Origin of the sequence: Chryseobacterium lathyri (assembly GCF_019970085.1) — a bacterium.
Lineage (GTDB): Bacteria > Bacteroidota > Bacteroidia > Flavobacteriales > Weeksellaceae > Chryseobacterium > Chryseobacterium lathyri.
This window is the reverse complement of the sequence record NZ_JAHXYG010000001.1, coordinates 651,335-674,452: the sequence shown is the minus strand read 5'-3', so window position 1 is coordinate 674,452 and position 23,118 is coordinate 651,335. Positions and strand designations below refer to the sequence as shown.

The following is a 23,118-nucleotide window of genomic DNA, read 5'->3' as shown; positions in this document are numbered from 1 at the left end:
ATGAAAAAACTATTTATCATTTTGCTATTTCCTCTTTTTGCGCTTTGTTTCTGTCAAAAAGTTGAATTAAAAGCAGTAACAGATTCCTCACAGATCTTCAAAGGGGAAATTTCGGGAGTTCCGGTTACCATGCAGCTTAATTACACTGGAATTGTTGACTGTAACCAGTACCAGCATTTTGTAGACGGATGGTACTATTACGACAAACATCAGAAGAAAATTCCACTAACAGGAATTTATGATTTGGGGGTGCTCTATCTCTATAATTTTGGAAACAGACATAAATATTATGCAAAAGAATTAAGGGAAGCTATCACTTCTCCGCGTAAAGTGGAAAAAACAGACAGCATTGCCCGCTTTTTAAAACCTAAGGAGTCCCTTTTATTTGAAAGAAGTGATAAAAAACAGAATGTTTCCGGGACTTTCTATATGGGAAAACAGTCACAACCGGCTAAATTATATACCAGCAATCCAATGATCTACCGGTATAACAATTATTTACTTCTTCCTGGCAATAAGAAGCTCAATACTTTTGATTTCATGAATAGGCTGGGGGGAAATACATTATTATCAACAGCCGCTTATAGTATAGGAAATAGAATATTGCTTTATTTTGAAAACTTGTCCAATTTTAATTTTTGCGGAATGTGTGGAGCCAGTGATGGTGAAAAAGGATACAGGGTTTTGTATTTTACCAAGAACTGGAATTATAAAAACTATGAAGAATTTCTTACTGAAAGTTGCCTTGAAGGAATATCTGAAACACAAAAGGTAAAAACCAAAAACGCTAATATACTACAGTTTAATATTAAAAAATCATATAATAATCCTCCTTATATTCTGACAGTGGATATAAAAAATGCTTCTGTTTCCAAATCAAAGTAACAAAATCAAAAATAAAAAGAGAGCTTCTCAACTCTCTTTGTCTTATCTTGGAAGCCTGCCGGCTCTTTTTAAAAGTTCTTTATTGATGTTATTGATCAGTTCCGGACCTTCGTAGATAAATCCGGTGTAAAGCTGTACCAGACTTGCTCCAGCATCCAGTTTCTCTATTGCATCTTTTGCACTATGAATTCCTCCTACTCCAATGATCGGGAAAGCTCTGTTGCTTTTATCGGAAAGATATTTGATCATTTTTGTACTTCTTTCACGGATAGGTTTTCCACTCAATCCACCATTTCCTATTTCTGCTAAAGCCTCTGGTGAAGTTTTTAAGCCTTCCCGGTTGACAGATGTATTGGAAACAATGACTCCGTCAATTTTTGTCTCTGCAATCAATTCTACAATTTCATCTAACTGGTTGTTATTAAGATCCGGAGCAATTTTCAGTAATATAGGTTTCTGTACAGATTTCGATTGATTGATTTTCTTTACTGCTGTAATCAGCTCACGCAGATATTCCACATCTTCCAGTTTGGCGTGGCTTCCCACATTCGGACAGCTTACATTCAGGACGAAATAATCTACATGGGGATGAAGGCCTTCAAAACAGTCCAGATAATCCTGGGTATAGTTTTCCGGTTTTGTATCGGTGTTTTTTCCGATGTTTCCACCGATGATTATTTTCCCTTTATTTCCTTTGAGTTTTTCTATGGCAGCTTCAAGACCATCATTGTTAAAACCCATTCTGTTGATAATTCCGCCATCTTCAATAAGACGGAACAATCTTTTCTTAGGATTTCCTGCCTGAGCTTTTGGTGTTACGGTTCCGATTTCTACAAATCCGAAACCAAGATCACCCAACTCATTGAACAAGACCGCATTTTTATCAAAACCCGCAGCCAACCCTACAGGATTTTTAAATTTCAATCCGAAAACTTCTCTTTCCAGTCGCTTGTCTTCAATAGGTTTGGGCAAAAATAATTTGGTGAGAAATCCAAAATTTTTAAGCATTGAAAATGTAAAATGATGAACTTCCTCGGGATCAAATTTGAAGAGAATGGGTCTGATGATACTTTTGTACATTGAAAAAAAGTTTTACAAAAATACTCAATTTAAAATTAATGTTCGGCTAACCTATGATATTTTATCAAATTGTTTTATAAACACCATCTATAAAACACAATAGTTTTTATCCTTGTCAAGTTTAAAACCTTGACAAGGATATTTCCTAGAAACTTACTCTATAATATAGAAAGTTTATTAATACAATCTTTGCGTTTAATTTAAGAATACGAACTCAAATCGAAATTTAAAATATCACCTACTCTTTTGAACTCATCATCTATAGTGGCATTTACCGTAATTTTTTCGTTAGAAATAGGATGATTAAAAATCAATTGATGGGCGTGAAGTGTCATTTTGTTGATGTCAAATGTTTGGAGCCACAATTTATTCTGTTTATTGCAACCGTGCTTCCGACAACCTAAAATCGGATGCAGAATATGTTTAAAATGTTTTCTCAACTGATGAAATCTTCCCGTTTCAGGAATGGCTTCTACCAAACAATATCTGGAAGTCTGATGTTTTAAAAAAGGTAAATTGATTTCTGAAGTCTGTAAACGGCGATAATAAGTGATTGCATTCTGCTTGACTTCATTTTCATTAATTAAATCATAATCAATCGTTTCTTCTTCTTTTGCCCAGCCACGAAGAATTGCTATGTATTTCTTTTCAACTTCCCGTGATGCAAACTGATCGCTCATCGTTCTCAGTGTTTCTTTATCTAAAGTGAACAGCAAAACACCCGAAGTTTTTCGGTCTAACCGATGTACAGGAAAAACTTTTTGCCCAATTTGATTTCTCAACTCCCGAATAGCATAAGTATCAGCTTCTCCTGAATAAAAAGATTTATGAACCAGTAATCCGCTGGGTTTGTTGATGGCAATAATATGCTCGTCGCGATAAAGAATTTCTAACATGGGACAAAAGTAGAAATTTTATACTGATTTAGCCCTGATGGCAGCGGCATCCTTTTGCAAAGCAAAAGATGCAGCGGACAGCAGGTTCCCGGCTCCTTAAAAATTGCATGAAACTTCGCGCTGTTACCTGCTTTATTTTTTCATTTCCACGAAGGTTTATAATGTATAGTATAATTGGAAAATTGGATAAACACCTATTTTTTCGGTTAATACACTCTTTTTTTACTGAATTCCATGATTTTGGAATCCAAATTCATATTTTTGCACATCAGACGTAAAAAAATTATGGCAAAGCAAGAAGATGTTTTCAAGAAAGTGATTTCTCACGCTAAAGAATATGGTTTTATTTTCCCTTCCAGTGAGATCTATGACGGTTTATCCGCTGTTTATGATTATGGACAGAACGGTGCCGAATTAAAAAACAATATCAAACAGTATTGGTGGAAAGCTATGGTACAGCTTAACGAAAATATTGTCGGTATTGATTCTGCAATCCTTATGCACCCTACCACATGGAAGGCATCGGGCCACGTAGACGCTTTCAACGATCCATTGATTGACAATAAAGATTCTAAAAAACGTTTCAGAGCGGATGTTCTGGTAGAAGATTATTGTGCTAAAATTGAAGACAAAGAGAATAAAGAAATTGAAAAGGCCGCGAAAAGATTCGGTGATGCTTTCGATAAAGATCAATTTGTTGCAACGAATCCAAAGATTCTTGAATACAGAGCAAAAAGAGAAGCTATTCTTTCAAGACTGGCAAAATCTCTTGAAAATGAAGATCTTGCTGATGTAAAAGCCTTAATTGAAGAACTGGAAATTGCTGATCCGGATACCGGTTCTAAAAACTGGACGGAAGTAAGACAGTTTAACCTGATGTTCGGAACTAAATTAGGGGCTTCTGCAGATTCTGCGATGGATCTTTATCTAAGACCGGAAACGGCTCAGGGTATCTTCGTTAACTTCCTGAATGTACAGAAGACTTCACGTCACAGACTTCCTTTTGGTATTGCTCAAATTGGTAAAGCATTCAGAAATGAGATTGTTGCCAGACAGTTTATCTTCAGAATGCGTGAATTTGAACAAATGGAAATGCAGTTTTTTGTAGCTCCGGGAACTGAACTTGAGTTCTATGAGCAGTGGAAAACAAAACGTCTGAACTGGCACCTCGCTTTAGGTTTAGGTGATGACAACTACAGATTCCACGATCACGAAAAACTGGCTCACTATGCGAATGCAGCAGCTGATATTGAATTTAACTTCCCATTCGGTTTCAAAGAACTGGAAGGTATTCACTCCAGAACGGATTTCGATTTAAAAGCTCATGAGGAATTTTCTGGAAGAAAACTTCAGTTCTTCGATCCTGAAAGAAATGAAAACTATGTCCCTTACGTTGTAGAAACATCGGTAGGTTTAGACAGATTATTCCTTTCTATCTTCTCTCACTGTCTGAAAGACGAAGTATTGGAAGATGGTTCAGAAAGAACGGTTTTATCTTTACCTCCGGCTTTAGCACCAATTAAAGCGGCCATTCTTCCATTGATGAAAAAAGATGGTCTTGCGGAATACGCAGAAAAGATCTTCAATGATCTGAAATATGATTTCAACTTATTCTACGAAGAAAAGGATGCCATCGGAAAACGTTACAGAAGGCAGGATGCCATCGGTACGCCTTACTGTATCACCATCGACCATGACTCTCTGACGGACCACACGGTTACGATAAGAGACCGGGATACGATGCAGCAGGAAAGAGTTCCTGTATCCGAATTAAGAAGGATCATCGATGAAAAAACAAACTTCAGAAATTTACTTTCTAAACTATAGACTCAAGCCCCAGCATTTGGGGCTTTTTTATTGTTATTTATTAGCATAAACATCTATTTTAAAATCTCGCACAGATTGGGCAAATGACGCTGATTCTTTCGAATCTGCAGAGAAGATACTTACAATGCAAACCTTATAGGTTTTGAAGACCTATAAGGTTTTTCATATTTAGAAAACTCAGCATCATATACTTTCTTCATCAGACAAAATTTTCCTGCTTCTCTGTTTTATTTAGAATATTAATAAAGAAAATGAAACTTATCCGGCGTATTCCTTAATTTATTATTTTTGGAAAAATAATGATTATGAAAAAAATATATTTTCTGCTCTTTGGATTGTTCCAGACTTTATCCTATTCCCAGACCCAAGACCTTACAACACTCGCAGCCGGTGATCATGTAGGCATGAATGCCCTGTTCGATGATAAAGATAATCTTTATGGCTACGTCTCTCTTTATTCTTACGGAAAAGCAGGCGATAAGACTAAGAAATTCGAATATGTAATTCTGGACAAAAACCTTAACCCCGTTGCCAACAAAGAATTTGAAGGAGATATTACAGCAGGCTCTTACCTTGGTTATGTTGATTTTAAGGGACAAATCATTTTGAAACCTTCCATGATGGATTATTCCCTGGTAAAAAGCAGGGAGGTATTCACACCGGTTTCTATGGTAATAGATCCGAAAACCAATACTATTAAGAGAAAAGTGTACTATGATTATTTAGAGGACGGTACTTTCAAAGAGATCAATGAGCCTAAAAACTGGAAAGCACAACGCAAAGAAAACCGTGAGGAGAAAAAAGAAAAGGGCTACAACTATGTTTCGGCTGTGGGAGAAGTGAAAGAAGGTGGTTATTTTGCCATAGAATATAAAGACTATGGAAAATATGTAAACAGCAACAGCATCATTAAATTCGACGATAATAAAAAGGAGCTTTGGAGATACAAATACAATACTGACGGGAATAAAAAAGTATTCTCCACATTATCCGTTCTGGAAAGAGATGAGAACTATATGTACTGCATCATGAAAAAGGCGGATGATGATAAAAAATCTTTCAGCCTTGTTGTAATTGATATGAAAACAGGAAAAGAGGCTGCCAATAAACCTGTCACCGGGCTTTCCGATACAACTATCGACCTCATCGACAGTTTCTCTCTGGGCTATGGCAGCAGTCTTGACAATGATAAAACATTTGACGACAAGATTGTTCTACTGGGAAGAAATTTTGCCAAATATGATTTTATAGGCTATGCCAGAATGATGGTCAACAAATCTGATTTTACCGTAGACACGAAAGAGATCAATTTCAAGCCGGACTTTGCATCATTCCTTCCGAAAATCAATGCCAACGGAATGGTAGAAAGCGGCTATATGCTTCAGACCAAGGATATGTATTTTATGAATGACGGAAGCGTTGGGATCCTTACTGAAAAATACAAACCGGCCGGCCAATATAATGCCCCTAAAACGACCGATTTAGTTTATATTTATACGGATAAAGATTTCAAGATCAAAAATATCAAGGTTTTTGAAAAGGAAAAAACGAAATGGGTGAACAGCGATTATCTTTTCTCCCAGTACCTCAACGGCGGGAAAGATGTTGTTTTCTTCTACCGCGACTACCAGAAAGATGAAGTTACCAAACAAAAAAAATGGAATCTTTTCATCAACACGGTTATAGATGGAAAGTTCAAACAGGAAATCATTCCTATTTCTGAGAAAGACAATTATGCCGTTACACCGTATGTTGGAAAAGAAGGCTATATCCTTCTCCGGGAGTACAACGAAAAGGAAAAATTCAATAAGATTCGCTTAGAAAAACTGAATTACTAAAAAATAGGAATCCTGATGGTGCATCAGGATTCTTTTATTTGGTAGCTGCTCTGGTAAAACTCTGCTATATTTTTAATGTCATCAAGGCTTAGATTCCACATAAAGTTCAGGAACTGCTGATAGCTTTCACTTTGATTTTTAGGTTCAATCCTGTCCAGATAACGGTTCAGGTTGTAATTTTTCCGGGCTTCATATATTTTTGAAAAGCATTTGCCCAGCCAGCCTTTATAATATTTTTCCTCTTCGCCGTCCTGCAGGAACTGCATGGCTACATAAATCCCCAGTCCATAATCTTCGGAATGAAAATAATTGGGAAGGATTTCCATTCTGGCCATTTTCTTTAGGGTTGTAAAGGTCTCAGAGGCTTTTTCCGGTTCTGCAGATGTTTTCAGCTCAGTGAATGTTTTTTTGAGTCTTTCAATTCTCCTGGACATTTCAGGATGGGATGCCAGGGAATCTTTATCCAGCTTCTCTTTGTAAAAATTATAATTATACAGTGAGAAATCTTCTTTTTTCATCCACTTTTCATTGAAAGCCTGCTTGGGAAGATCAAAAAGCTTTTTATAGGTTTCCACTTTTAATTCACGGGGAGAGATCGTATCGAAATCCTGCAGCCGTTGAAGGGCATTGACGAATTCAGCTTTCTTAAAATCACTGCTCTTAAAGATCACATACCCCAGCGAATCGGCCTTCATTTCCTGTTTTCTTCTTTCCACCCCTTTTTTATAAGCGCGGTTTTTAAGGATATCAAAGGCCTTCTGATTTTGGCTATGACTGCGCTTTTCCGTTGTTTCCTTTAAACTCTGAACCGTTATTTTATCTAGTTGATTCTGTTCAATAATGCTTAAAAATGTTTTAAGTGAGTGTTCATCAAGCTTATGTCCAAGCTCATGAGTGATGACGGCAGCAATCTGATCTTCGCTGTTTAGCCAGTTGTAGAGGCCCATATTGATCACGAAAGTACCATCTGCAAGGCAATAAGCATTAGGAGTATTGTCCCTTGCTACCAAAATTTTCAGATCCTGGGGAATGTTCGGATTGTTTTTTTTGAGGCGCTGAATCAGGCTTTTTATTTCAGTTTCAAATTCAGACTTGAAAATAAAATCTTTGTTTTTCACCTGTTTCTCAAAATCAGTCCCGAATTCCTTGTAAATCCTGGACAGTTCTGAACCTGTCTTCCCGGAATACTGCGATTTTAATTTTTTAATAAAAACCTCGTTATTTCCGGCAAAACTTTTTAAGAATTCTTTTCTCTGTAAATAGTCTGCGGTGTCGATCATTTTATAGGTCTGGGCAGCTCCCATCACTGAAAAAATGAAAAACACGAATACAATAAGTTTTCTGGTCATATTTTTCATCATTAATCGCAAAAATAGTTTATTTACCGTTTCTTTCTCATTTTCTTATCAAAATTATTATAAATTTGTTTGAGACTGATACTCATGACCATATGAAGGTATTAAAATATGTAATAGGCGGAGCAGCCTTAGGTGCAGCTGCAGTTTATCTTTTGGGATACGATTATTTATTCAGCGGAATTTCCAAAACGTATCTTAAAGGAAAATCAAGCGCCTATATTGACGATGGGAAACTTTTTCCCGGAAACCTCATCGCTACGAAAGAGCCGGAACTGTGGGCGGAAGACCCTGAATACAATCATAAAGAACTCCCGGGCAGTGTAATTGAAAATTTAAAACATTCCAAAACAGCTGCCTTTGTTGTCATAAAAAATGGCAAGATCCTTCATGAGCAATATTGGGACGGCTATAATCAGCTTTCACCGACCAATTCTTTTTCCATGGCAAAGGCTGTTACTGTCATGCTGCTAGGAAAAGCTCTGGAAGAAGGTATCATTAAAAATATGGATGAAAAACTTTCTGATTTTCATCCTGAATTTAAAGAAAAACAATTCGGAAGCAATGTCACGCTTAAAAATTTAGCCCAAATGGAAGCAGGGCTCGATTGGGATGAAAATTACAATAACCCTTTTCTGCCGAATGCAAAAGCCTATTATGGCAAAGATCTGATTAAAGCAGTTTTTTCGAGAAGGTTTAAAGAAGAACCCGGCACCCGGTATGAATACCAGAGCGGATCTACCCAGCTCCTCGGATTTGCTTTGAAAAAAGCCCTGAATCAGACTTTAGCAAGTTATTTATCCGAAAAATTCTGGATCCCGATGGGAATGGAACAGAATGCCTCATGGAGCACGGATAATTACGGGATGGAAAAAACATACTGCTGCATCCATTCCAATGCAAGAGATTATGCGAAGCTGGGACAGCTGTTTCTAGATGACGGGAAGGTGGGAGATCATCAGATCCTTAACAGGGATTTTATAGAGCAGATGAGAACACCAACGGAAAAATCTGAAGAGATCTACGGAATGGGGCTCTGGATCAACCATGATAATCCTATCAAACATTATTATTTTCTGGGACTGCAGGGACAATATATTATTATGGTTCCCGAACACAATATGGTCATTGTAAGAACCGGAAGCTACAGAAATAATCCTAAAAATGACAGGGGAAGACCGGATCAGGTAAAATTTCTTGTCAACGAAACCGTATCATTATTTCAGTAAAAACTATGGAAAATTATCATGTAAAAGTCGATGAGTACATTGAGAAATCTCCGGATTTTGCAAAACCTATTTTAAATTATCTCAGGGAAACTATTCATGAATGTTGTCCTGAGGCAGAAGAAGCTATAAAATGGAAGTTTCCTACCTTCATGTATAAAGGAAAAATACTTTGCTCTATTACTTCTTTCAAACAGTATTGCAGCCTCGGATTCTGGCTGCACCAGGAGATGAAAACTTTAAAGGAAATAGAAACAACAGCCGAAAGAAGTTCAATGTTCAGCTTAGGCAAGCTCACCAAAATGAAAGACCTGCCTTCAAAACCTCAGCTTAAAAAGGCGATTAAAGAAGCGATGGAACTTACAGATATGGGGGTTACCATGAAAAAAGCAGCACCCTCCAAAGTGGAAACGGAAATTCCTGATTATTTTCAAAATGCCTTGAATAAAAATAAAGATGCCTTGGCCGTTTTTGAGAAAAAATCGCCTTCTTTCAGGAAAGAATATATCAGCTGGATCACTGGAGCAAAGACTGAAACAACCAGAAACAAAAGAATGGAACAATCTTTGGAATGGCTAGCCGAAGGAAAATCCAGAAACTGGAAATACGAAAAAAAGTAAACACAACAAAAACAGATGAAAAAAAAAATTATATTCTTTCTCTTCCTTATATTTTCACATTCCCTATTCTCTCAACACTTTGATTTTGAGAGACAATATAAATACGCACGGTCACTGACCTCTAAAAATCCGGACAGCTCGGAAATTGTCCTGAATACCATCATAGATTCTGCCCAGAGAAAAAATCAGCCTAATTATATTGCTAAAGCTTATTATCTGAAATCGTTCAACAGCTATCTAAGATCGGATGCCAAGGGAAGTCTTGATTTTGCTGAAAAAGCACTGAAAATCGCTACAGAAAACAATTATGCCCCTGGAAAGGCGCTTGCCTACAGGATGCAGGGAACACAGTATGCAAAACTCGGACTGTTAAAAGAAGCTTCAGAAAGCTTAAATAAAGGGTTGTCCGAAATAAAAAACGAGAACACGGATGAAGGACATGAGCTGAAAGGAATGATCTACAATTCTTTTCTGATTCTTTTTAATCAGAATGAATATCAAAAAAAAGAATCTTATTCTAAAAATGCAGTCCGGGAATTTCAGCAGATCAAAAATATTCCGAGAAGAAATGAGCTTCTGGTTTCGGCATACACCAACCTGGGTTATAATTTGTCAGAAGTTAAAAAGTTTGAAGAAGCCCAGTCTTTTTTTGCGAAGGCTCTTGCCCTGGTTGGGAATGATAATTATTATCTGAGATCCAATATTCTCCATGATATCGGATTCTCATATTCACAGCAGAATAAACAGGACAGTGCTGTTTCATATTTTCAAAAGGCTTTAAAAATTGCCAATAAATATGGTTTTACGGAAAAGAAAATAGAGATTACAAAAAATCTTGAGGAAGCCTACAAAAAATTGAAGGATCCTGAAAATGTTCAGAAATATAAATTAGAGAACCTTGAATTAAAAGACAGCATTGCCTACAATCAGAAAATGGCCGTCAATAAAACCCTTACCCAAAAGGAAGAGAATTTCGACAGCCAGCTGGTTAAAAGCCACAGCCTCTCAAAAGGTCTGATTGCAGCCTGTATCATGCTGCTTCTCGTTTTGGGAACAGTTATTTTTAATATGATCAGCCTCCAAAAAAAACACAAAAAAACTGTAACTCAAATTTATCAGCAGGGAATTACCCCCGTTGCATACGAAGAGGATCCTCATGAGGCTGAAGATCAATCGGGAAACAGCATTCCGGCTGATATAAAAATTTCACCTGAAGCAGAGGAACATATTTTAGCAGGCTTAAAGGCCTTCGAAGAGAGCTTTGGCTTTAACAACAAAAATATTTCACGTTATAATATATCGAATACCCTGAATGTGAATACAAAATATCTGTCTGCTGTGATCAGGAAGCACAAAAATTTCAATTTCAATCAATACATCAATCATCTGAGGATCAATTATATTGTTGACAAGTTAAAAAATGATCCTCAATACCGTAAATACAAGATCAATCATCTCGCAGAAATCACAGGATACTCCTCTCACAGTGCATTCTCTCTTGAATTCAAAAAAATAACAGGAATACACCCTTCTGCATTCATCAAAGCTCTGGAAGGAATATCGTAATTACTGTTCCGCTATGGTCAGGTTGTTATAGCCTCCCGTATTATTCAGTGAGAAGCCTGCTGTATTTAAGCCATTTAAATTGAACCAGATATAAGGCATCAAACGTTGTCCTGCAGTCATATAAAAGGAAGCTGTACAGTTACTTCCTGCATCAATATTCCCGTTGCTGTTTGAAGACATGGTATTCACACACTTCACGGTATTTACAATATTTGCCGGAAGCACTCCTGCTGTATTGTCATACAGCTGCCAGATCGCTTCTATTTGTATTGGATTCAAAGGATCTGTCGTATAATTAATAGCAAGAGGAGCCAGATCTGTAGTAAAAGAAGCTACATAAACTCCGTTCCGGGGTGCTGTAAAAATTCCCGTCGCAGCATTGAAATTGTTTCCGGAATTACTCTCAAAAGCTTTCGTCCAGCCTACCAGGTAATTGCTGGCGCGGTTCTGAAGACCTGTTGTAACTGCTGCTGCCGGGGTTACCAACTTTACAGTGTTATCCGTTTTTGCAGCAATAACAATGACCTTATTAACGGCTGGTTGGGCAGTAAGCAAGGGCAGCCATTCATTTCCGTTAGAATATTCCATTCCGCTATTGTAGCGAACGGCACCTTCGTCTGCCGTTGCTGCCGTAAGTGAGGAAGTTCCGAAACCGATTGCTCCGTCCCCTGAATTTCTGGCATCTACTTTTACAGTCGGGCTGTGTGTTCCCGCTCCTACTCTTCCTGCGCTTGTAATCAAAACATCATTAGCCTTCTGGGCAGGTGTAAATGAAGATCCTGATACGGGATTGTCCTTTTGCCCATCGGTATGAAGGATTCCTGCCGGGTTCGGTGTATTAACTCCAACCTGTGAAAATGCAAAATTGAAGCTTAAGGCTAAAATTATTATTAAATATCTTTTTTTCATCATTCCTGTTTTTATAATCCGAAAATACTTAGAGAAGTCAGTGAACCGTCCGTATCTAATGTTTTTGCAGTTCCTAAAGCCTGATTGAGGCTCACCGTAATATTATCTCCTTTGTTAAGGTTGAAAATCCCGGAGCAGTTTCCCGCAACACGGTTGGAAAGGGAATTCGTTCCCGGATAGCTTCCGACACATTTGAAGACCTTATTGGTTGTTGAAGAGGTGGAATTGGTTTGAATCAGGGTTTCATAACGTGAATCATTGGCAATAGTCCCTGAAGCCAGTGAAAATGCAAAAGAGACAATATACACTCCGGTTTTGGAAGCAATAAAAATTCCCGTCCCTGAATTAAAACTGCCATTAACATCTGTTTTTTTTGTCCAGTTAGTAACGGCTGCCTGTGTTCCACTGGTAAAACTTTGTGTTGAAAAGTTTTCTGCATCCACAAAATCATTGGTGGCTTTATGTGCCAGTGTGACCCATGAGGTTCCATTGGAGTAACTTAAGTCCTGTGTTCCGGTATTGTACCTCATCGCACCTGCTTTTGCTGCAGAAGCAGTCTGTGATGTTCCGCCAATACCTATAGCATTCACGTGTTCACCGGATCTTAAATCCAATCTTACTTTGGGTGATTTTGTTCCAGCCCCCATATTTCCTGAAGAAGTAACGACTACATCATCATAATAACTTGACGGAACTGCCGAAGCTGTATTTTTCTGTCCGTCTACATGAAGTATTGCTTCGGGAGCAGACATATTGATTCCTATCTGTGCCTTAATTAATAGACTTCCACCTATCATTAAGGCAATTGCTAATCTTTTTTTCATATCAAGTGTGTTATTGTTCTACAATGGAAAGATTTACAAAACCGTACTCATTACTAGCCGGTGTGATATCTGTCCGCAGGCTTAAACTTCCGTTATAGACCGACTGGTAAATATGCGGCTGGAAAGTATCTCCTTTATTGAGCTGTACTCCGGCCACGCATGAGCCTGCAATCTGTGCCTGTTTTGAAGTATTCGAAAAAGATTTTACACATTTTTTAACAACAGTGCTCCCGTTCACAACATATCTTGCTTCGGAAAAATATCCTGAAGCAAGGGCGACTCTTACAAAGTCATATGTAAAAGAGATTAAGTAAACACCGGTTCTTGGCGCTGTGAAAATGCCCGTTGCGGGAGTGAAATTAGCAGTAGGGTCAGAAATTTCCGTCCATCCGGAGATTCCTGTAGAAACCTGATAAGGAACTTTAACTGCAAAATTAGCTGCCTGAAGGTTAGCTACTACAACAGCTTTTGTAGGCGAAGAAATAAGATCCTGCCAGACAATTCCGTCTGAATACTGCATTTTCCCACCATTAAACGGATTATACCTCATCGCTCCTGAACCTGCCACAGATGCTGTCTGGGTAGTCTCTCCTATCCCAATAGAATTATCTGCATTATTAGCGGACCGGGCGTCTATTTTTACTGCGGGAGCAAGGGTTCCCACGCCTATTTCTCCGTTGGCAGTGAATACCACATCATTAGCTGCCTGGGCAGCAGTTGGAATTCCGGAGGCAGGATTATCTTTGGCACCGTCGGTATGCAGTACGGCTTGAGGACTTGATGTATTAATACCAACTTGAGCATTGGCAAAACTCATCAAAAAGCATCCTCCAGCCACTACACTTTTCATCATTGTGTTTATTTTTTTCATGTAATTTGTGGTTTTTAGAATGTGAAAATTCCTTTGCAAAGATAGATTGAAGTGAATCACCTGTACAATACACAGATTAACTGAATAAACTTAACTAACTGATAATTATAGCGTTAGAAATATTTAAACAATATCAAAATTCGGAATTTTAATAAATTATGATGACAAAGTTTCAAAAACCGGCATTTTTTTTACCGGAAAATAGATTTATCAGAAATTTTTAAAACATTAATGAAACCTGAAATTGGCTTCAGGAAGTGTATTGTTTTTTAAGAATGCTTCGTATTCCGGAGAAAGTTTAGCCCGCCCGAATGTATTCTCTCCGCTCATGCTTCCGAGACGTACTTTATCTTTCCCGAATTTTTTATTCATGGCATCCATTGCCCTCATGACAGGAAGATGTTGGTTTTGGGTATCTTCTTCAAAGAGGTTGATCAGTCTTTCGTTTTCAGGAACGAAATCATTGACGATAACCCCTGCTCTTTTGTAATGGAACCCTTCTCTGTAAATAGCCTCAAAAAGCTCGTTCACTACCCTACCTATCAAAATAGAGGAATTCGTAGGATTAGGAAGGACTTGCGTCATTGCATTTTTATATTCCGGAAGATCTTTTCTGAAACGATTGGTCTGGACAAAAACAGTAACCATTCTGCAGCATGTATTTTGCTTACGGAGTCTTTCGGAGCAATACATCCCAAAGGTTTCCACACGTTCCCGGACTTCTTCTTTTTTGGTAAGCATTTCCATAAAGCTTCGGGTAACTGCTATTGACTTTTTAGGCGATGGACTGTCTAATTCGAGTTGGCGAATCCCTTTCAGCTCATTGATCATTCTTACTCCGTGGATCCCCATGATTTTCCGAACCCATATTTCGGGTTTCTGAAGGAGATCCCAGGCTTTATAAACACCACTGTCATTCATTTTTGCTGCAAGTTTACGCCCTATTCCCCAGACATCACCTATGTTGAGCCATTTCAGAGCTTTTTCAATTTTTTCAGGAGTATCGAGGGTATAAACACCCTCAAACTTATCCGGAAATTCTTTTACGATCCTGTTGGCGACTTTACAAAGCGTTTTGGTAGGAGCAATGCCTATGCTTACAGGAATACTTTCCTGATTTTTGATGTCATTTTTGATCTTAAGGCAATAATCCCGGATATCTATATATTTAAAGCCTGAAAGCTCCAAAAAAAGCTCATCAATACTGTAAACTTCATATTCCAGGACGTATGATCTTGAGATTTCAATAACCCGCTGGCTTTTGTAATTATAGAGCTCAAATTTTGCGGAGAAACTTTTTACATCATGCTGCTTGAAAAGGTCTTTATATTTGAAAGCAGGAGCTGCCATAGGAATCCCCAGATCTTTTGCTTCTTTACTTCTGGACACTACGCATCCGTCATTATTGGAAAGCACCACAACAGCTTTTCCCTCAAGAGACGGGTCCAGAGTTCTCTCGCAGGAAACAAAAAAATTGTTGCAATCTACTAAAGCATACATGACAGGGTACTGATAATTTTAATGTAAAATTACATTTAAAAAACCAATTATTCTGTTTTATTTTAAAATCAACAGCACATTTAACAAACTGAATATGATATAGTTAATCTATTTCAAACACGTCAAGTTTTGTCGCATTAAAGCTTTACTAGGCTCTGAAGGCTACTATCTCTGACTTCGAACATTTCAGCAAAATGATTTTATATTTGAACTTAAATTACCGGGTCACAAAAAACCGAATTACTGAGTTTGTACATTAAATTTTTGAAATACCGTATAATATTGGGGTATAAGGTTGCTTGAAAATTTTTATATTTAAAATATATTTTTATTTAATATTATCATTAAATACGTCAAGTTCCGTCGCCCTTAACCTATACTTTTGTTTCATAAATAATAATGAATCATGGATAAAGTAACGTCAGAAAGAATAAATAAGCTTCACCCTTCTGTAAGAGATGAAGTAAAACAGATCATAAAAGAATGCGATGAAGCCCTTACCGGAAGAGCCAAAGTAAGAATCACCCAAGGCCTGAGATCTTTCGAAGAACAGGAAAAACTGTACGCTATCGGAAGAATTACGTCCGGAAAAAAAGTAACAAATGCCAAAGCCGGCCAGAGCATCCATAATTACGGGCTTGCTGTTGATATCTGCCTGATGATTGACGGTAAGGTTGCAAGCTGGGACACGGTGAAAGACTGGGACAATGACAGGGTGGCCGACTGGTACGAATGTGTGAAAATTTTTGCACGCCACGGCTGGGACTGGGGCGGAAACTGGAAGACCTTCAAAGACCTTCCCCACTTCGAAAAAAAGAATATACTGACTAAAAAAGGATTGGTGAAAACGAGCTGGAGAATATTATCCAAGATGCCAAAAGATAAACAAAATTATATCCTATTTTAATTCCCTTTTATTTGAAAATAATTATAATACGACAAGTTCTGTCGCTTCCCCGGCCTACCTTTGTTTTGTAAGAAAATGTTAGTTACCTGAGATCTCAAATACTAAAACCAACATCCGCTTTTATAGGCAGAAAGTTGGTTTTAGTTGTCTCAGGACCTTAATTTTTCTTTTAAAACCAACAAAACATCACATGAAAAAGACAACCATTCTTTCTTTGGACGGGGGCGGAATAAGAGGTATTATCACCTGTATTATTCTCCGCTACATAGAGGAACAGCTTCAGTATCATGATAATCCGGGCGCCAAACTTGGTGATTATTTTGATCTGGTTGCAGGAAGCAGTACAGGAGGACTGATTGCTTCTATTATTCTATGTCCCGATGAACACCGAAAGGCGAAATATTCTATCCAGAAAGGGCTAGAATTATACGCTGAAAAGGGAGGCGACATCTTTCAGGTTTCTTTTTGGGAAAAACTGGTCAATCCGTTTGGCCTGCTTAATGAAAAAATTTCTCAGGATGCACTTGAAAAAAATCTGAATGACTTTTTTGGACAGCTTGAACTTAAAGAATTTATAAAACCATGTTTAATAACCAGTTATGATATTGAAAACAGAAGAGCAAAACTTTTTAATTCCTGGGAGGCTAATCTGAGTACGGATAACTTTTATGTAAAAGATATCTGCAGGGCGACAGCAGCAGCTCCTACTTATTTCAGTCCCGTACAGATCAAATCGATGTACGGGCAGATCTTCAGCCTGATTGACGGTGGCATGTTTGCCAATAATCCTTCACTTTGCGCTTATGCGGAAGCCCGAAAAATTCCTTTTGCAGAAGTATTGAAGAACCATCAGAAGGCTAATCATCCCGGTGTAAATGATATGATTATCGTTTCTATCGGAACGGGTATTGAGGCCAAACCTTATTCTTTCAGAAAACTTCAAAAGTCGGGAAAAATAGGCTGGGTAAATCCAATCATAGATATATTAATGTCTGCAAATGCAGAAACTGTAGATTATCAGCTTTGCCAGATGTTTCAGACTTTAGGCCAGCGAAACCAGAAAAATTATTACCGTCTGAATCCTTCGTTGAAAAATGCATCTCCGGCAATGGACAATGTCAGAAGATCAAACATTGAAAACCTGATTCAGGCAGGATTAAGCTATATCGATGATAACAGAGAAATTCTGAACCAAATTGTACAGAAATTGATCAAAAATAAAATATAAGCTTTTTACCTTATAAAGGACCCATATAAGTTAAATCGCTAATATTAAAAAAAATAAAAAAAGTTTTTAAACACGTCAAGTTTTGTCGTCTTCTCCTACTACTTTTGGAGTATAAACAAAGACACAAAAAACAATCATTAAAATTTTAAAAAGCCTTTGAATTCAACATTTATTAATGCTGGACAGCCAGAAATATGTTCAAAACATCACCTCAACCTTAAAACACAAAACATGCAAACACCAGATCACAATCCAGATATCCTTTTCGATGAAGATCTCTATACTATTGAGTGGAGCGATATCGAACATGCTGAGATGGACTATGAAAACTATCTCAATGACATTGAAAGTTTTTTCAGGGAAGACTTCGAAAATGCAATTCCTGAAGAAAATATATACTAAATACATTATAACACGACAAGTTCTGACGCTGTCCGGAATTACCTTTGAAACACCAAATCAAAACACCTAGCAGTATCCTATAATCATTCAAATACACCTTTGAATCTATCATTCACAAAATGCCGGACAGCCAGAACTATGTCTAAAAATCTATAAAAAATATGAAAACGTAACTGTAAAAGTGTGCAGTCAGCAATCACTATAAAAATTAGACTAAAACCTGAAGAGATTCTATTAAAAGGCTCTTCAATCATAACCTATTAATTAATCAAACAAAATCACACAATTTTATTATGAAAACAAAAGAAGATTTAAAACTCTTATTTGAAAACGGAGACAAGCCTACACAGGAAGATTTCTGGGCTTTACTGGACTCTTACTGGCATAAGGATGAAAAAATCATCCAGGATTCTATTGAAAGTATTGAAAAAGTAGTGCCCTTTTTTACCGAAGCCGGATTACTTGGCTCAGCAGCAGCAGTTACTATTCCTGCCAATACAAAAAAAATCCTTCCATCCGCCTTTGTTTATACAGGTATGTCATACCAAATCATAAAAGTACTTTTTAATGAAGGGCTTGAAGAAATAGGAGAATCTGCATTTTTCGGACAAAATATTAAAAGCATCAGAACTCCTTCAACATTAAAAACCATAAAAGGACAGGCTTTTTATGATCAAAGAAACAATATTAATGGCTCAGATGCTTTAGAAGAAATCATTCTAAATGAAGGTTTAACAACCATTGAAAGTCAGGCATTTTACTGCCCCAGAGTAGCCTATGTTGAAGACTTATACATTCCCAGCACAGTAACAACTGTCGGACAAAATGCATTTGCCATTCCTTCGCTAAAAACAGTTTCAGCTCCGGCTGGTCTGGATCTAAGTAATGCCGGTATTCCTGCAACAACAATAATCACCTATAGATAAAATATTATGAAAACAAAAGAAGAACTAAGGCTTTTATTCGAGAATGGAGACAAGCCTGTACAGGAAGATTTCTGGGCTTTACTGGACTCTTACTGGCATAAGGATGAAAAAATCACTCCAGAATCTATCGATTCAGTGGAAAAAGTGATCCCTTATGTTACCGATGGGATACTATTAGGACATGTATTATCCATTTCCATTCCCAAAAATGTTAAAAAAATTACAGATGCATCTTTTCAATATTCAGGGATGGGCTATCAGATTATTGAAGTAAACTTTACTGAAGGTCTTGAGGAAATTGGGATTGGTGTATTTTCATCCCAAAATATAAAAAGGGTTAAAACCCCTTCCACATTAAGAATTATTGGTAGTGGTGCATTCAGTGGACAAGCTGATCTTGTAAATGGAGTTATGACCAATGAATCCTACTCATTAGAAGAGATTATCCTCAATGAAGGATTAATACGAATTGATGGTTATGCTTTTAATTGCCCAAAAGCTACTGTTAAAAATCTTTATATCCCAGGTTCAGTCCAATTTGTTGGACAAAATGCACTTGCCATTCCTTCACTAGAAACTGTTTCAGCCCCAGTTGGTCTGGATTTAAGTAATGCGGAAATTCCAGCAACAGCCACAATCACTTATAGATAAATATTATGAAAACAAAAGAAGAATTAAGGCTTTTATTCGAAAATGGAGACAAGCCTGTACAGGAAGATTTCTGGGCTTTATTGGACTCTTACTGGCATAAGGATGAAAAAATCGCCAATAATTCGCTTAGTATAATAGCTAATGATGAATTTCTCTACTCTAATACTGATGTTACAGAAATAATTGGAGTTGGGAAAACATTCATATTTCCTGAGGGCATAAAAATTATAGGAGGATTCATATATACTGGCGCTGCTAAAAATGTCATTATAAAAGTCACCCTTCCTAATACTTTGGAAAAAATAAAAACAAATGCTTTCATGCATCAATTTTTAAAAGGAAGTCTAAGGATCCCTAGCTCATGTAAAGTCATTGAATCCGGAGCATTTTATGGTGCAAATTCTAATATAACAGAACTGATTTTGGAAGAAGGAATAGAGACTATCGGATCTACAGCTTTCCAATTCACTGGTAATAAAAACGTATTTGATTTACATATTCCCAATTCTATACGATCTGTAGGACAGGATGCTTTTGCCATTTCCTCGCTTCTAACAGTTTCTGCTCCTGCGGGATTAGATCTAAGCATTTCCGGTATTCCAGCAATAGCAACAATCACTTATAGATAAAATATTATGAAAACAAAAGAAGAGCTAAGGTTCCTATTCGAAAACGGAGACAAACCTACACAGGAAGATTTCTGGACATGGCTGGACTCTTACTGGCACAAGGATGAGAAAATAGACATGGCTAAAATTGCAGGTCTGGAAAATGGCCTTCCACGATGGAATGATTTTCATGCGGAAATAGACGAAAACGGAAACGCCACATTAGCACCTCTCCGGGTTCTGAATATATTTATAAAACAAGGAACTCTTCACATTCCTGCGCAGTTTGCTACAGGAACCGGAATATCCAACCTATTCCTTGCTGATAGTGTTCTAACCATAGGTGCAGATGCCTTCAGCAATAATCAGCTAAAATCTTTAAGCATTCCAGGAAATGTAACCACAATCAGTGACCGGGCTTTTTCGTCTAATCTACTGGAAACAATAACGATTCCAGCGAATGTAAAAGAAATTAAAGATTATGCTTTTGCCTACAACAAGCTTAGCTCAATATATATTGTGGCTGGAGTTGCAAAGATCGGGCCTAATGCCTTCAATTATAATCCAGATGTAAATACAGTTATACTTGATAACAATACACAATACTACTCTAATTCATTTGATTCTAATACAAGGGTCATTGGAGGAAGTCTTATCAGCGAATCTTAAATAAATCACAAAATGAAAACAAAACAAGAACTAAAAAAATATTTCGAAAACGGAGATATCCCAGTACAGGAAGAATTCTGGGAATGGCAGGAATCTTACTGGCACAAAAATGAAAAACTTCCTTTGGACAATATTGATTATGATTTTTCTCAAAAAGCAGATGCAAACGCTTCCAATATAAGCCCGCAAAATGTTCAGCTTTGGAAAGATAAAATAGAAACACAGACATCAATTCAGAATCCTGAATTGAATGGAAATGTTTTAACGGTATTTTATACAGGAGAAAACGGTATTCAACAGAGTAAGGCGGTAGATTTAAGCGGTTTGGCAACCAATAATATCCATATTGAAAATGCAGAATATGATGCTTCTCAAAATATCATTACCATTACTCAGAGTGACGGATCTTCGTTTCCGATCAACCTTTCTGAATTTAGCATTATCCCAACGACCAATGTAGACGGAAGTGTTTCTTTGGTTCAGGAAGGTGCCGAAAAAGTAAAAATACATAAAGTTGGTATTTCAGGCAGCTATAATGATCTGAGTGACAAGCCGGCTTTCACTGAAAATGATACATTACAATCGGTCATAGACAGAGGTAATTCCTCCACAAAAGCTATTGTTTTTAATGCTGATCAGGGCAGAGCCGGAGAGTTGAACTTTAATAAAACTTCCTACTCTCATTATTTTGGAAACCATAGCAATAATAATTCATCTTATTATACAGTGGCTATTGGATACAATACTTTATCAGCATTAACCACAGGCCAATCAAATGTTGGTATCGGTTCCTACGCATTAGAGGCAACTACGACAGGTACATTAAATACCGCCGTCGGAGTAAATGCAGGGCAAAAACTAACCACAGGCCAGTATAATACTTATTTCGGATGGGCTTCAGGGAATAGCTGTACAACAGGTAATTCAAATACGATGCTCGGTGATGAAGCAGGAAACAGAACTACTACCGGATATAAAAATACATTTGTCGGAATGGGTGCCGGTTATTTTAATACAACTGGAAATCTTAATACCTTAATTGGTTGGAAAGCCAATAATCAATCAAATTTGGGTGATAAAAACATTATGATTGGCGTTTCAGCCGGTTCAGGTGTTACAGGCAATAATAATGTTTTGATTGGTACAGGGGCAGGAATGAATGACGGAGCAATCGGTAATAAATTAATTATCCATGGTAACCAAACACTAACAGGATATTCAAATACCGCTGATGGAAATTTTGGAAGTTTCCAGCAAGGTCAGTTAAACAGAGCTTTAATCACAGGGGATTTTGTAGAACGCTGGGTTAGGATGAATACTGGATTCCTACAAATCGGATCCCCTGCTTCAAATGCTGATGATATCACTATAACACCTACAACAGGGATAACAGCAGCAAAACTATATACTCCTGCAAGCAATAATGATTATGTTCAACGTGGCTGGATATTTAACAATTATTATAACCAGGCTCAAATTAATTCACTATTGAACAGGACTTATCATGTCATGGGTTCCGTTGCCAATTTTGGAGCTTTACCTGCAACAGGTCAAGCGGTAGGTGATGTATGGAATTTACTTGATACAGGTGAAAACTATGTTTGGGTTGACAACTTGAATAATACCGGTATTCCCGGCTGGGATAAACTTTCCGGAATGGTTGATGCATCAGGCTTTATACCAAGAACAGGAACCGCTACTGGACAACCAATCACTGGAGATCTTCACTTAAATGAAAGCGTTAATTTTATTAATTACGTTAACCCTTCTTATAATTCTAGATTCGCTCTGGAAGATGGTGGTTTTGGACTTACAGGTACCGGGGGTTCTGCATCAGATACCTTTGCGTTAACCGTTTCTCAGGCGATGGAATTGAATTTTACATCAAGTTTTGCGGATTCAAAAGGTATAACAAGTAATGTTTATTTTGGCAATAATTATGATGACAACTCTTTTATTCAAAAGAAATATGCAGACAAGCAACATTCTTATACCCGTGATGAAGAATTAACTGGCGGAACCTGGATCAATGATAAACCTGTTTACAAAAAAACTCTGTTTTTAGACCAGATTCCGAGAACCGGAGAGATTGATCTCAGAGCCGAATTCCCCGATCTTGAAACTATTATTTCCAATGAGATGTTCACAGAATGGTATGCCCTGGATACAGCGTTTGCAGGCAATCAATGGCGAACAAAAATTTACATCACTGTAGAAAGAGACAAGGCTACAATTGAGCTTTTAGGCGAACCGGATTATGATTATTCTATCATTAATTCATTTACTCTGACCCTTGAATACACAAAAAAATAAATCATTAAAACAAAATA

Annotated in this window: 21 protein-coding genes; 14 read left to right on the top strand and 7 right to left on the bottom strand. The window is 37.4% G+C overall.

Annotated elements, in window-relative coordinates; genetic code table 11:
• The gene (locus tag LC418_RS03130; RefSeq protein ID WP_223558074.1) at positions 1-885 is read left to right on the top strand and encodes a hypothetical protein; all 885 of its coding nucleotides are present in this window, start codon (positions 1-3) and stop codon (positions 883-885) included.
• A gap of 42 nt (positions 886-927) precedes the next feature.
• Here the strand turns inward: LC418_RS03130 and LC418_RS03125 are convergent, their stop codons facing one another.
• Together LC418_RS03125 and LC418_RS03120 are read right to left on the bottom strand one after the other, a co-directional pair.
• Positions 928-1,965 carry a quinone-dependent dihydroorotate dehydrogenase gene (locus LC418_RS03125; RefSeq protein ID WP_223558073.1) on the bottom strand — a complete coding sequence of 346 codons (1,038 nt, stop codon included), beginning with the start codon at positions 1,963-1,965 and terminating at the stop codon, positions 928-930.
• Positions 1,966-2,165: 200 nt separating this feature from the next.
• Positions 2,166-2,861, bottom strand: coding sequence for a pseudouridine synthase (locus LC418_RS03120; RefSeq protein ID WP_223558072.1), 696 nt, complete (start codon positions 2,859-2,861; stop codon positions 2,166-2,168).
• A 285-nt stretch (positions 2,862-3,146) separates the two neighbouring features.
• Between LC418_RS03120 and LC418_RS03115 the strand changes: the two genes are divergently transcribed.
• Positions 3,147-4,688, top strand: coding sequence for a glycine--tRNA ligase (locus LC418_RS03115; protein ID WP_111959008.1), 1,542 nt, complete (start codon positions 3,147-3,149; stop codon positions 4,686-4,688).
• Between the two features lie 305 nt (positions 4,689-4,993).
• On the top strand, positions 4,994-6,526 hold the full coding sequence (locus LC418_RS03110; RefSeq protein ID WP_223558071.1) for a hypothetical protein: 1,533 nt from the start codon (positions 4,994-4,996) through the stop codon (positions 6,524-6,526).
• Between the two features lie 23 nt (positions 6,527-6,549).
• Here LC418_RS03110 and LC418_RS03105 read toward each other — a convergent pair whose 3' ends face one another.
• Positions 6,550-7,875, bottom strand: coding sequence for a M48 family metalloprotease (locus LC418_RS03105; RefSeq protein ID WP_223558070.1), 1,326 nt, complete (start codon positions 7,873-7,875; stop codon positions 6,550-6,552).
• A 101-nt stretch (positions 7,876-7,976) separates the two neighbouring features.
• Between LC418_RS03105 and LC418_RS03100 the strand changes: the two genes are divergently transcribed.
• The 3 genes from LC418_RS03100 to LC418_RS03090 are packed head-to-tail and all read left to right on the top strand — an operon-like array spanning position 7,977 to position 11,293.
• The gene (locus LC418_RS03100; protein ID WP_223558069.1) at positions 7,977-9,110 is read left to right on the top strand and encodes a serine hydrolase domain-containing protein; all 1,134 of its coding nucleotides are present in this window, start codon (positions 7,977-7,979) and stop codon (positions 9,108-9,110) included.
• A 5-nt stretch (positions 9,111-9,115) separates the two neighbouring features.
• Complete coding sequence (locus LC418_RS03095) at positions 9,116-9,727, top strand: YdeI/OmpD-associated family protein (protein ID WP_223558068.1); 612 nt, start codon at positions 9,116-9,118, stop codon at positions 9,725-9,727.
• Positions 9,728-9,742: 15 nt separating this feature from the next.
• A complete protein-coding gene (locus tag LC418_RS03090) occupies positions 9,743-11,293 on the top strand; it encodes a tetratricopeptide repeat protein (protein WP_111958742.1) in 1,551 nt (516 codons plus the stop codon).
• Here the strand turns inward: LC418_RS03090 and LC418_RS03085 are convergent, their stop codons facing one another.
• The 4 genes from LC418_RS03085 to LC418_RS03070 all read right to left on the bottom strand — a co-directional run bounded on the left by LC418_RS03085 (position 11,294) and on the right by LC418_RS03070 (position 15,397).
• Entirely contained in the window at positions 11,294-12,205 is a 912-nt protein-coding gene (locus tag LC418_RS03085; RefSeq protein ID WP_223558067.1) for a complement C1q domain-containing protein, read from the bottom strand. It abuts the gene before it with no gap.
• An 8-nt stretch (positions 12,206-12,213) separates the two neighbouring features.
• Positions 12,214-13,026, bottom strand: coding sequence for a hypothetical protein (locus LC418_RS03080; protein WP_223558066.1), 813 nt, complete (start codon positions 13,024-13,026; stop codon positions 12,214-12,216).
• Between the two features lie 10 nt (positions 13,027-13,036).
• Positions 13,037-13,897, bottom strand: a complete 861-nt coding sequence (locus tag LC418_RS03075) for a complement C1q domain-containing protein (RefSeq protein WP_223558065.1) — start codon at positions 13,895-13,897, stop codon at positions 13,037-13,039.
• Positions 13,898-14,125: 228 nt separating this feature from the next.
• Positions 14,126-15,397 (bottom strand): Y-family DNA polymerase, encoded by a 1,272-nt coding sequence (locus LC418_RS03070; RefSeq protein WP_223558064.1) that lies wholly within the window; start codon positions 15,395-15,397, stop codon positions 14,126-14,128.
• 406 nt (positions 15,398-15,803) lie between these two features.
• Here LC418_RS03070 and LC418_RS03065 point away from each other — a divergent pair, with 406 nt between their 5' ends.
• The 8 genes from LC418_RS03065 (at position 15,804) to LC418_RS03030 (ending at position 23,101) form a co-directional block, all read left to right on the top strand.
• Positions 15,804-16,304 carry a M15 family metallopeptidase gene (locus LC418_RS03065; protein WP_223558063.1) on the top strand — a complete coding sequence of 167 codons (501 nt, stop codon included), beginning with the start codon at positions 15,804-15,806 and terminating at the stop codon, positions 16,302-16,304.
• A 190-nt stretch (positions 16,305-16,494) separates the two neighbouring features.
• Positions 16,495-17,532 carry a patatin-like phospholipase family protein gene (locus LC418_RS03060; protein ID WP_111961066.1) on the top strand — a complete coding sequence of 346 codons (1,038 nt, stop codon included), beginning with the start codon at positions 16,495-16,497 and terminating at the stop codon, positions 17,530-17,532.
• A 231-nt stretch (positions 17,533-17,763) separates the two neighbouring features.
• Entirely contained in the window at positions 17,764-17,934 is a 171-nt protein-coding gene (locus LC418_RS03055; protein WP_157963426.1) for a hypothetical protein, read from the top strand.
• Between the two features lie 293 nt (positions 17,935-18,227).
• Positions 18,228-18,860, top strand: coding sequence for a leucine-rich repeat domain-containing protein (locus LC418_RS03050; RefSeq protein WP_223558062.1), 633 nt, complete (start codon positions 18,228-18,230; stop codon positions 18,858-18,860).
• Positions 18,861-18,866: 6 nt separating this feature from the next.
• Positions 18,867-19,511, top strand: a complete 645-nt coding sequence (locus tag LC418_RS03045; RefSeq protein ID WP_223558061.1) for a leucine-rich repeat domain-containing protein — start codon at positions 18,867-18,869, stop codon at positions 19,509-19,511.
• 5 nt (positions 19,512-19,516) lie between these two features.
• On the top strand, positions 19,517-20,140 hold the full coding sequence (locus LC418_RS03040) for a leucine-rich repeat domain-containing protein (RefSeq protein ID WP_223558060.1): 624 nt from the start codon (positions 19,517-19,519) through the stop codon (positions 20,138-20,140).
• A gap of 6 nt (positions 20,141-20,146) precedes the next feature.
• On the top strand, positions 20,147-20,788 hold the full coding sequence (locus tag LC418_RS03035; RefSeq protein WP_223558059.1) for a leucine-rich repeat domain-containing protein: 642 nt from the start codon (positions 20,147-20,149) through the stop codon (positions 20,786-20,788).
• A 12-nt stretch (positions 20,789-20,800) separates the two neighbouring features.
• Positions 20,801-23,101 (top strand): hypothetical protein, encoded by a 2,301-nt coding sequence (locus LC418_RS03030; RefSeq protein ID WP_223558058.1) that lies wholly within the window; start codon positions 20,801-20,803, stop codon positions 23,099-23,101.
• Positions 23,102-23,118: the final 17 nt, after the last annotated feature.

What these genes read in the sequence shown, in the direction of transcription:
- LC418_RS03130 (WP_223558074.1), top strand. Translation starts at nt 1, where the DNA reads ATGAAAAAACTATTTATCATTTTGCTATTTCCTCTTTTTGCGCTTTGT.
- LC418_RS03115 (WP_111959008.1), top strand. Translation starts at nt 3,147, where the DNA reads ATGGCAAAGCAAGAAGATGTTTTCAAGAAAGTGATTTCTCACGCTAAA.
- LC418_RS03075 (WP_223558065.1), bottom strand. Translation starts at nt 13,897, where the DNA reads ATGAAAAAAATAAACACAATGATGAAAAGTGTAGTGGCTGGAGGATGC.
- LC418_RS03100 (WP_223558069.1), top strand. Translation starts at nt 7,977, where the DNA reads ATGAAGGTATTAAAATATGTAATAGGCGGAGCAGCCTTAGGTGCAGCT.
- LC418_RS03045 (WP_223558061.1), top strand. Translation starts at nt 18,867, where the DNA reads ATGAAAACAAAAGAAGAACTAAGGCTTTTATTCGAGAATGGAGACAAG.
- LC418_RS03080 (WP_223558066.1), bottom strand. Translation starts at nt 13,026, where the DNA reads ATGAAAAAAAGATTAGCAATTGCCTTAATGATAGGTGGAAGTCTATTA.
- LC418_RS03060 (WP_111961066.1), top strand. Translation starts at nt 16,495, where the DNA reads ATGAAAAAGACAACCATTCTTTCTTTGGACGGGGGCGGAATAAGAGGT.
- LC418_RS03125 (WP_223558073.1), bottom strand. Translation starts at nt 1,965, where the DNA reads ATGTACAAAAGTATCATCAGACCCATTCTCTTCAAATTTGATCCCGAG.
- LC418_RS03105 (WP_223558070.1), bottom strand. Translation starts at nt 7,875, where the DNA reads ATGACCAGAAAACTTATTGTATTCGTGTTTTTCATTTTTTCAGTGATG.
- LC418_RS03065 (WP_223558063.1), top strand. Translation starts at nt 15,804, where the DNA reads ATGGATAAAGTAACGTCAGAAAGAATAAATAAGCTTCACCCTTCTGTA.
- LC418_RS03095 (WP_223558068.1), top strand. Translation starts at nt 9,116, where the DNA reads ATGGAAAATTATCATGTAAAAGTCGATGAGTACATTGAGAAATCTCCG.
- LC418_RS03030 (WP_223558058.1), top strand. Translation starts at nt 20,801, where the DNA reads ATGAAAACAAAACAAGAACTAAAAAAATATTTCGAAAACGGAGATATC.
- LC418_RS03120 (WP_223558072.1), bottom strand. Translation starts at nt 2,861, where the DNA reads ATGTTAGAAATTCTTTATCGCGACGAGCATATTATTGCCATCAACAAA.
- LC418_RS03090 (WP_111958742.1), top strand. Translation starts at nt 9,743, where the DNA reads ATGAAAAAAAAAATTATATTCTTTCTCTTCCTTATATTTTCACATTCC.
- LC418_RS03040 (WP_223558060.1), top strand. Translation starts at nt 19,517, where the DNA reads ATGAAAACAAAAGAAGAATTAAGGCTTTTATTCGAAAATGGAGACAAG.
- LC418_RS03055 (WP_157963426.1), top strand. Translation starts at nt 17,764, where the DNA reads ATGCAAACACCAGATCACAATCCAGATATCCTTTTCGATGAAGATCTC.
- LC418_RS03110 (WP_223558071.1), top strand. Translation starts at nt 4,994, where the DNA reads ATGAAAAAAATATATTTTCTGCTCTTTGGATTGTTCCAGACTTTATCC.
- LC418_RS03070 (WP_223558064.1), bottom strand. Translation starts at nt 15,397, where the DNA reads ATGTATGCTTTAGTAGATTGCAACAATTTTTTTGTTTCCTGCGAGAGA.
- LC418_RS03085 (WP_223558067.1), bottom strand. Translation starts at nt 12,205, where the DNA reads ATGATGAAAAAAAGATATTTAATAATAATTTTAGCCTTAAGCTTCAAT.
- LC418_RS03035 (WP_223558059.1), top strand. Translation starts at nt 20,147, where the DNA reads ATGAAAACAAAAGAAGAGCTAAGGTTCCTATTCGAAAACGGAGACAAA.
- LC418_RS03050 (WP_223558062.1), top strand. Translation starts at nt 18,228, where the DNA reads ATGAAAACAAAAGAAGATTTAAAACTCTTATTTGAAAACGGAGACAAG.